4 protein-coding genes are annotated in these 5,339 nt (G+C 63.9%); all 4 read right to left on the reverse strand.

Features of this window, described 5'->3' with window-relative positions; translation table 11 throughout:
* Nucleotides 1-269: 269 nt before the first annotated feature.
* On the reverse strand, nt 270-995 hold the full coding sequence (locus ENJ19_08845; GenBank protein ID HHM05838.1) for a sulfite exporter TauE/SafE family protein: 726 nt from the start codon (nt 993-995) through the stop codon (nt 270-272).
* A gap of 153 nt (nt 996-1,148) precedes the next feature.
* A complete protein-coding gene (locus ENJ19_08850; protein ID HHM05839.1) occupies nt 1,149-3,374 on the reverse strand; it encodes a YgiQ family radical SAM protein in 2,226 nt (741 codons plus the stop codon).
* A 108-nt stretch (nt 3,375-3,482) separates the two neighbouring features.
* Nucleotides 3,483-4,484, reverse strand: a complete 1,002-nt coding sequence (locus tag ENJ19_08855) for an alpha-ketoacid dehydrogenase subunit beta (protein HHM05840.1) — start codon at nt 4,482-4,484, stop codon at nt 3,483-3,485.
* The coding region (locus tag ENJ19_08860) for a pyruvate dehydrogenase (acetyl-transferring) E1 component subunit alpha (GenBank protein HHM05841.1) at nt 4,484-5,339 on the reverse strand (856 nt) is incomplete at its 5' end. The genes ENJ19_08860 and ENJ19_08855, both read right to left, overlap by 1 nt.

Below are 5,339 nucleotides of genomic sequence, written 5' to 3' on the forward strand. Positions count from 1 at the left end.
CTGACCTGTTTGATTGCCGCCCGCGAAATACGGGCGCCATTGTGCGAAATGGCTGGTATTTCGCGGGCTCGCATTGACTTGCGCCAATGGCGGCACATCCCTGTGCCGCGCCATTAACCCGACAATCCTAATTGCCGGGTTAATAACAGGATGTTGAAAAACAAAATTTTTCAACAAGCTGCCAAACCCCTCCCTGACCGGGGCGGAGTACGCGGAGCACCGCTCCCGCCTGAATTCTTGCAAGAGCTTGCGTTGCGACGCTCGCGCCGTCAAAACACCGCGCTCTTGAGAATCAGCACCAAGGCACTCACCACCGACACCATCAGCACGGCCGGCCGCGTATAACCGCTGTCCAGTTGGCGCGTCAGACGCTGCGCCAAGACATAGCCCAGCACAAAGCCCGGCATCAGATACACACCCAATACCATGTGGTCACTGCTGAAGTAGCCCACGAGGTGCAACATGAGCAGCATCAGCACCGACGACAACAAATAAAGGAACGCCAAGGTCGCCCGCAGGGTCTTGCCTTCTTCGTGTTGATACAACAAGGCCAGAATGGGCGCCCCCACCGCCGCAGTTGTCCCCATAAATCCCGACAAGACACCGGCTGCAACCAGCACAGACGGTTTGAACGCGACACGCAAACCCCTGGCGCTCAGCACGACGGCGAGAATGATCAACATGCCAAACACCAGGCCCAAGGATGCGGGCGGCACATAGCTTACTGTTAATGCACCCACGATCATTCCCGCCACCAGCCCGGGCAGCAAGGCGGACATACCGGCATAACGAATGTCACGGCGGCCGCGATAACTCATCAGGGCGGTCAATGCCAGACTGCCAAAGATGACGGGGCCCGGAACCAAGTCAAAATGAATCAGCGCCAACAGGGGCACAATCAACAAGCCCGCGCCCAGGCCCGTGGCGGCCTGCACCACGGCGCTTAAGGTGATGACGAGCAATGATAGAAAAAAGTCGAGAATGCTGAAGTCCATTTATCCGGCTATTGCACTGGGTGGATGGCGTAACATTGCAGCGTACGTAATCGAAGGGCAAGGTCCCGGCATCCCGGCAGTCAGCGGAATCACGCACCTCAAACACGCCGCCGCTTGACTCCCATCCAGGCTACGGAAACGATGATCGCGTCGCTATCGCGCGCGGCGATATACGCCGGCACGCTTGCGATGCTTCGCGGCTTTTTTGGCAGCGGTGGGATAGCGCGTGTGTTGCGTCATAAACGGCCGTGTTTCGCGCTCTTTTCCGCGTCTGCTTTTGCTGCCCCGGCCTGTCCCTTCCGGCTGCCAGCGGGGCACCAGATGGTGCCTGCCATTGCCGATCAAATCAGTGCGCCCCATGCGCTTGAGAGCTTCGCGGAGCAACGGCCAGTTGTATGCGTCGTGATAGCGCAAAAAGGCTTTGTGCAGGCGCCGCACTTTGAGCCCTTTGGGAACAAATACCTCACCGCCGCCGCGGCGCACTTTGCGCAGGGGGTTTCTGGCCGTATGGTACATGGCTGTAGCGGTGGCCATGGGTGAGGGCAAAAAGGTTTGCACCTGGTCGGCACGAAAGCCGTTGCGCTTCAGCCACAGCGCCAGGTTCAACATGTCTTCGTCGGTGGTCCCGGGGTGGGCGGCGATGAAATAGGGAATGAGATACTGTTCCTTGCCCGCTTCTTTTGAATACTTGTCGAACATCTCTTTAAAGCGGTAATAAGCGCTCATGCCCGGTTTCATCATTTTGGCCAGCGGCCCGGCTTCGGTGTGCTCGGGGGCGATTTTGAGATACCCGCCCACATGGTGGATCACCAGCTCTTTCACGTATTCCGGTGCCGCCACCGCCAGGTCATAGCGCAAGCCGGAGGCGATGACGATCTTTTTGATGCCGGGCAGGGCGCGGGCGCGGCGGTAAAGCTTGATCAAGGGCCCATGATCGGTGTTCAAATTGGAACAGATGTCGGGATACACGCAGGAGGGTTTGCGGCAGGCCGCTTCAATTGCCCGGCTTTTGCAGGCCAGGCGATACATATTGGCGGTGGGACCACCGAGATCCGAAACCACTCCGGTGAAACCGGGCACGCTGTCACGGATGGTTTCGATTTCCCGCACGATGGAGTCTGCGGAGCGGCTTTGGATGATGCGCCCCTCGTGCTCGGTGATGGAGCAGAAGGTGCAGCCACCGAAACAGCCGCGCATGATGTTCACCGAAAAGCGGATCATTTCGTAAGCAGGAATGCGGGCGCCGCCATAGGCCGGGTGGGGCTGGCGGGCGTAGGGCAGTTCGAACACCCGGTCCAGTTCCTTGGTTGTAAGAGGAAGGGGCGGCGGGTTGAGCCATACATCGCGCTGGCCGTGGCGCTGCACCAGGGCCCGGGCGTTGCCGGGGTTGGTTTCCAGATGCAGCACGCGGGAAGCGTGGGCGTAGAGCACCGGGTCGTTTTTCACCGCCTCGAAAGACGGCAGGCGCAGCACGGTGCGGGCGCGGTCGTGTTTGAGAACAGGGCGTTGAAAGTGGGCAAGCTGGGCGGACTGTATGTTCTTTTCTCCCCTCACCCCGGCTTTCTCCCAGAGGGAGAGGGAACGAGTTGTGCTGTCGCCCTGATCCGCGCAACCGGGTGCGGCAGTCATGGCGCAGGGATCGGGGTACGTCTCCACCCGGCCTGGTTCATCCACCCGGGTGGCGTCCAGCTCCCGCCAACCCGTGGGCACGCCCTGGCGCATGAAGGCTGTGCCGCGAATGTCCGTCAGTGCCGTCACTGTCTCCCCCGCTGCCAGGCGATGGGCGATCTCCACGATCTGGCGCTCACCGTTGCCATACACCAGCAAATCGGCTTTGGAATCGGCCAGCACCGACCGCCGTACGGTGTCCGACCAGTAATCGTAATGGGCCACTCGCCGCAAACTGGCCTCGATGCCCCCCAGCACGACGGGCACATCCTTATACGCCTCCCGCGCCCGCTGGGCGTAGACCACCACTGCCCGGTCCGGCCGGGTGCCACCGGCGCCGCCGGGGGAATAGGCGTCGTCGGAACGAACGCGGCGGTCGGCGGTGTAGCGGTTCACCATGGAATCCATGTTGCCGCTGGTGATACCAAAAAACAGCTTGGGCCGTCCCAGCGCCGTAAACGCCGCTGCCGAGCGCCAGTCCGGCTGGGCGATGATCCCCACCCTAAAGCCCTGTGCCTCCAATATGCGGCCAATCACCGCCATGCCGAAGCTGGGGTGATCCACGTAGGCATCGCCGGTGACGATGATCACATCGCAAGCATCCCAGCCCAGCAGGTCCATCTCCTCCCGCGACAGGGGCAAAAACGGCGCAATACCGAAGCGCCGGGCCCAGTAGGGACGGTAAGAGAACAGGGAGCGGGTGGGGGTCATGGAAACGGCCTTGGGGCTTGCCAGGAAAGGCTTAGTGTAGCGCAGTGGCTATAAGGGGTCAGAGCCCTTAAAACCCCGCCGCCGCCTCGCCGCAACCCGGCCTCCCGCTCATCCCGCTTCGCTCCCGCCCTTGATCAAGGCCCGCGCCGCGCCCACGATATCGGCCACGCGCGGGATGCAGGCCGCCTCCAGGGTGCCGTTGAAGGGGATGGGCAGCTCCCGCGCGGCCACCCGCACAGGCGCGGCATCCAGGGAGAAGAAGCACCGTTCGGTGAGTTCGGCGACAAGTTCGGCCCCGGCGCCGGCAAAGCGCGAATCCTCCTCCACCACCAAGAGGCGGTGGGTCTTCTCCAGCGAGGCGACGAGGGTGTCCCAGTCCACAGGACGCAGGCTGCGCAGGTCGATCACCTCCGCAGCGATGCCCTCTTTGGCGAGCTGCCCGGCGGCGCGCAGGGACAGATCCAGCATGCGCGACCAGGTGGCGATGGTGAGATCACGGCCCTCGCGGTGGATGCGGGCGCGGTGCATGGGCGGGGATTCCGCCGCCGGATCCAGCGCCCCCTGGGTGAAATAGAGCAGTTCGTGCTCCAGCACGATGACGGGCTCAGCGCTGCGGACAGCCTGGCGCAGTTGCCAGTAGGCGTCCTGGGGCGTGGCGGGCACGGCGATACGCAGCCCCGGTACATTCATGAGGGTGTGCTCCAGGCGCTGGGAATGCTGCGCCGCCAGCTGCCTGGCCACGCCCCCGGGCATGCGCACCACCAAAGGCAGGGGAAACTGGCCGCCGGACATGAACGGAACCTTGGCGGCCATGTTGATGATGGCATCCAGGGCCAGCAGGGCGAAGTTGACGGTCATGATCTCCACCACCGGGCGCAGGCCGGCAAGCGCCGCCCCCACACCCAAGCCAGTGAAGCTGCCCTCGGAGATGGGGGTGTCGCGCACCCGCCATTCGCCGTACTTGGCGTACAGGCCCTCGGTGACGCGGTAGCTGCCGCCGTAGAGCCCCACGTCTTCGCCGAGGATGAATACCGCTTCGTCCGCCGCCAGTTCGGCGTCCAGGGCGCGGTTGAGGGCCTGCCAGTAATACACTTGCCCGTGCCCGCTCATCAGACCAGCACCTCCCCATGACGGTTGCACGCCAGTGCCGCTTCAGCGTCGGCCAGGGTGGGTTCGGGGCTGTCCTGGGCGAAGCGCACCGCGGCATCCACCTCCTCCCCCACTTCGCGCTGCATGACCGCCAGCTCCTCAGCACTGACATGGCCGCCCTGGTCCAGATGGCCGGCCAGGCGCTGGATGGTGTCGGGCCCGGCGGCGCCGAGTTCCTCCGGCGTGGGATAGCGCGTCACCGTCTCGGCAATGGCGATGTTCAGCGGATCGTCGTTTTGTTCAAAGGCCTTCAGCTCCACCTTGGGCCGGTAGCTGCCGGGGTCGGCCATGGAGTGGCCACGGAAGCGGTAAGTCTCGCACTCGATAAGCTGGGGGCCGTTTCCGGCGCGGATCTGGGCCAGGGCGTCGCGGCTGGCCTGGTATACCGTGAGCACGTCCATGCCGTCGATCTTTTTCGCCGTAATGCGGTAGGCGCAGGCCCGCTTCCAGACCTCGGCCACGGCGGAGTGGCGGTGGATCTCGGTGCCGATCTGGTAGCGGTTGTTCTCGCACACGAACAGCACCGGCAGGCGCCACAGGGCGGCCATGTTGAGCGATTCGTGGAAGGTGCCCTGGTTGACCGCGCCGTCGCCGAAGAAGCAGATGACCACGTCGTCCAGCGCGCGCATGGCGATGCCGTAGGCGATGCCGATGGCCACCGGGTAGGTCTCGCCGACGATGGCGTAGCCGCCCATGAAGCGGCGCTCGGCGTCGAACAGGTGCATGGAGCCGCCCATGCCGCGCGAGCAGCCGTCGCGCCTGCCGAACAGCTCGGCCATGACGGCCCGCGGCGGGATGCCGCGCACCAGGGCGTGC

This window comes from Gammaproteobacteria bacterium (assembly GCA_011375345.1).
Taxonomy (GTDB): Bacteria; Pseudomonadota; Gammaproteobacteria; order DRLM01; family DRLM01; genus DRLM01.

Coding starts and splice junctions, on each gene's coding strand:
- ENJ19_08845 (HHM05838.1), bottom strand. CDS start 995: ATGGACTTCAGCATTCTCGACTTTTTTCTATCATTGCTCGTCATCACC.
- ENJ19_08850 (HHM05839.1), bottom strand. CDS start 3,374: ATGACCCCCACCCGCTCCCTGTTCTCTTACCGTCCCTACTGGGCCCGG.
- ENJ19_08855 (HHM05840.1), bottom strand. CDS start 4,484: ATGAGCGGGCACGGGCAAGTGTATTACTGGCAGGCCCTCAACCGCGCC.